Origin of the sequence: Kribbella sp. (assembly GCF_035687465.1) — a bacterium.
Taxonomy (GTDB): Bacteria; Actinomycetota; Actinomycetes; order Propionibacteriales; family Kribbellaceae; genus Kribbella.
This window is the reverse complement of sequence record NZ_DASRXP010000499.1, coordinates 1-2,930: the sequence shown is the minus strand read 5'-3', so window position 1 is coordinate 2,930 and position 2,930 is coordinate 1. Positions and strand designations below refer to the sequence as shown.

At 67.2% G+C, this 2,930-nt stretch carries 3 protein-coding genes; 2 read left to right on the top strand and 1 reads right to left on the bottom strand.

The annotated features are described in order from the left end of the window. Positions 1–722: wax ester/triacylglycerol synthase domain-containing protein (locus tag VFG33_RS26380; protein WP_325055649.1), on the bottom strand; the 722-nt coding region annotated here is incomplete at its 3' end. Between the two features lie 222 nt (positions 723–944). Between VFG33_RS26380 and VFG33_RS26375 the strand changes: the two genes are divergently transcribed. Beyond that, entirely contained in the window at positions 945–1,421 is a 477-nt protein-coding gene (locus VFG33_RS26375) for a cupredoxin domain-containing protein (protein ID WP_325055648.1), read from the top strand. Continuing rightward, a complete protein-coding gene (locus tag VFG33_RS26370) occupies positions 1,418–2,746 on the top strand; it encodes a hypothetical protein (RefSeq protein WP_325055647.1) in 1,329 nt (442 codons plus the stop codon). Before VFG33_RS26375 ends, VFG33_RS26370 begins: the two co-directional genes overlap by 4 nt. Positions 2,747–2,930: the final 184 nt, after the last annotated feature.

Sequence of the window (2,930 nt, the reverse complement as noted above, 5' to 3'; positions counted from 1 at the left end):
GACGTCTTCACATGCAGCGAGCTCTCCTGCACGTGCCGCTGGGCGACCACCGAGCCTACGACGTCCCCAAGCACCTCGCGAACCGAGGTGGACCCGGTCAGACTGGCCATCTCCGCGCGGGCCAGCTCCAGCACCGCGGTCGGGGTCCGAGTGGCGTCCGCAAAGACGCCGGCGAGCAACTCCAGGGCCGAGGGCGGATGGGCCGGCTGCCAAGTGTCCGTCGGGGTGTCGCGGGGATGCGCGGTCGCATCGAGGACCACCTGGCCGATGTCGACCGTGCTGTTGCCGTCGACAAGCGCCTGGTGGGACTTCGAGATGATCGCGAACCGGTCGCCTTGCAGGCCCTCGACGAGATACATCTCCCAGAGCGGCCGGGCCCGGTCCAGCCGGCGCGACATGATCCGCGCGACGAGCTCGAGGAGCTGGGCGTGATTGCCTGGCCTCGGCAGAGCGGACCGGCGTACGTGGAAAGTGATGTCGAAGTCTTCGTCGTCGACCCAGACCGGCCCGGCGAACCGGCCCGGCACCTGCTGGACCCGCTGCCGGTACCGCGGCACGAAGGCGATCCGGTCCCGGATCAGCGCGACCAGGCTCTCGTAGTCGAACCCGTCGTCACCGTGCACCGGCGGCTCGAAGATGTCCACCGTGCCGACATGCATCGGTGTCGCGGGGCTCTCCGCCTTCAGAAAGGTGAGATCCAGCGACGTCAACCGGTCCGGCATCTGGGTCCACCTTCCTGTCTCGAAGAGCCTGTCCAGTCACCCTAACGGTCAGCGCCGACAGTGGGCTGCGACACTACTCGGTGTCCTTTGCGGGACACTCAAGGCGATCGTGACACGACCGATGGTGCGTAGCGGGAACCTCCTGCGGCACGCGTTCGTATGGGCATGTGGGCGTGTCTCGCGCCGCTGCTGGAACCGACATGCGAAAGGCCCCTCGTCATCATGCGTTCGACGCTCTCCCGCGGTACCGCGCTCGCGCTCCTGCCCGCCCTCGGCATGCTGGTCCTGGCCGGCTGCGGGGACGACTCCAGTGCGGGCTCGAGCCCCAGTACCACGCCGTCGACCGCGCCGACGAGCGCACCCAGTACGGTCGCGACCCCGACCACGCCGCCCACCGGGAAGCCGTCGAACACCACCGACCCGTCCGGTGAGCAGGCCGCCGTGACCATCAACGTCACCGTTGCCAACGGCAAGGTCAACCCGAGCGGCACCAGCATCAAGGTGAAGGCCGGCCAGACCGTCCTGGTCACCGCGGTCAGCGACGCGGCCGACGAGCTGCATATCCACGGTTACGACAAGGAGCTCGAGCTCCAGCCCGGCAAGCCTGCGTCGGTGAAGTTCACCGCGGACATGAAGGGCACGTTCGAGGTCGAGACGCACGAGAGCGGCAAGCTGGTCGCCAAGCTCGTCGTTTCGTGACCGCGCTGCTTCTGCCGCTGCACGGGATCGGCGGTCGACAGGATCTGCCTGTCCCGTTCGGCCTGGCCGTCGGCGGTGCCGCCGTCGCGATCGCGCTGTCCTTCGTGATACTCGGGCTAGCCTGGCGCAACCCGAAGTACCGTGGCAACGCCTCCGGCAAACCGTTGCCCGCCGCAATCACCCGGACGGTGGACTCGGCGGCGTTCCGCTGGTTCGTCCGGCTGGTCGGCCTGGCGATCTTCCTCTACGCGATGGTCGCGCTGCTGTTCGGCGTGGACCGGCTGACGAACCCGATCTTCGGGTTCATCTACATCCTCGTCTGGGTCGGGCTGGTCCCGATCTCACTCCTGCTCGGCCCGGTCTGGCGCACGCTGAACCCACTCCGGACGATCCACCTGCTGGTCTGCAAGGCGCTGCGGCAGCCGCCGTCCAAGGGGTTGCTGCAACTTCCTGCCTGGCTGGGGCTGTGGCCGGCCGTACTGGGCATCTTCGCCTTCACCTGGCTCGAACTGGTCGCCCCCGACCGCGCCACCCTTCCGGTCCTGCAGGCCTGGCTTGCCCTGTACGTCGTGATCACGCTGTTCGGCGCGATCCTCTTCGGCGACCGATGGTTCTCCACCGGCGACCCGTTCGAGGTCTACGCCACTCTGATGTCCCGGCTGTCCCCCTGGGGCCGCCGGACCGACGGCGCCTTGGTGATCCGCCGCCCGCTGGAGAACCTCGATGGTCTGAAGCCACAACCCGGGCTGGTCGGCATGGTCGCCGCGTTGCTCGGCAGCACGGCGTACGACGGGTTCTCGAACTCGTCCGCGTGGATCGGCTGGGCCCAGAACACCGACTACTCGATGACGCTCCTCGGTACCCTCGCGCTGATCGGGTTCATCCTGTTCGTCCTGATCACGTACTCCGGCGCCACGCTGCTGGCGGGAAGACTCTCCGACAGCTCCCGTACTGCGCTGCCTGGGTTGTTCGCGCACTCGGTGATCCCGATCGCGTTCGGCTACGTGGTCGCGCACTACCTGACGCTGTTCATCCTGGAAGGCCAACGGACGCTGATCTACCTCAGCGACCCTCTCAGCAACGGCGCCAACATCTTCGGTACCGGGCTGCTGGGCCTTAATACCTCAATCACCAACCACAGCACGGCAATCTCGGTCATCCAGGTGCTCGCGGTCGTCTGCGGCCACCTGATGGGCGTCATCTCCGCTCACGATCGAGCCGTAGCCCTCTTCCCCCGCCACAAGGCATTGGCCGGCCAACTGCCGCTCCTCGTCGTCATGGTCGCCTACACGGTCGGCGGCCTGACCCTGCTCTTCTCTTCTTAGTACTCCGAGCTAGCACTGCGATCTCCCACGCTGCTCCAGCTGGTCCCTGCGGTGGGGTTGACGTTCAGGTGGTACGTCGCCCAGAGGCGCGGGTGGTTCGCGGGCTATAGGTGTGGGTGGTTCGCGGGCCTATAGGTGTGGGTGGTTCGCTACTTGATGGGTGCATGTGGTTCGCGTCGCCGGG

Excerpts from the sequence above, each read along its gene's own strand:
- VFG33_RS26375 (WP_325055648.1), top strand. The coding sequence starts at position 945 with ATGCGTTCGACGCTCTCCCGCGGTACCGCGCTCGCGCTCCTGCCCGCC.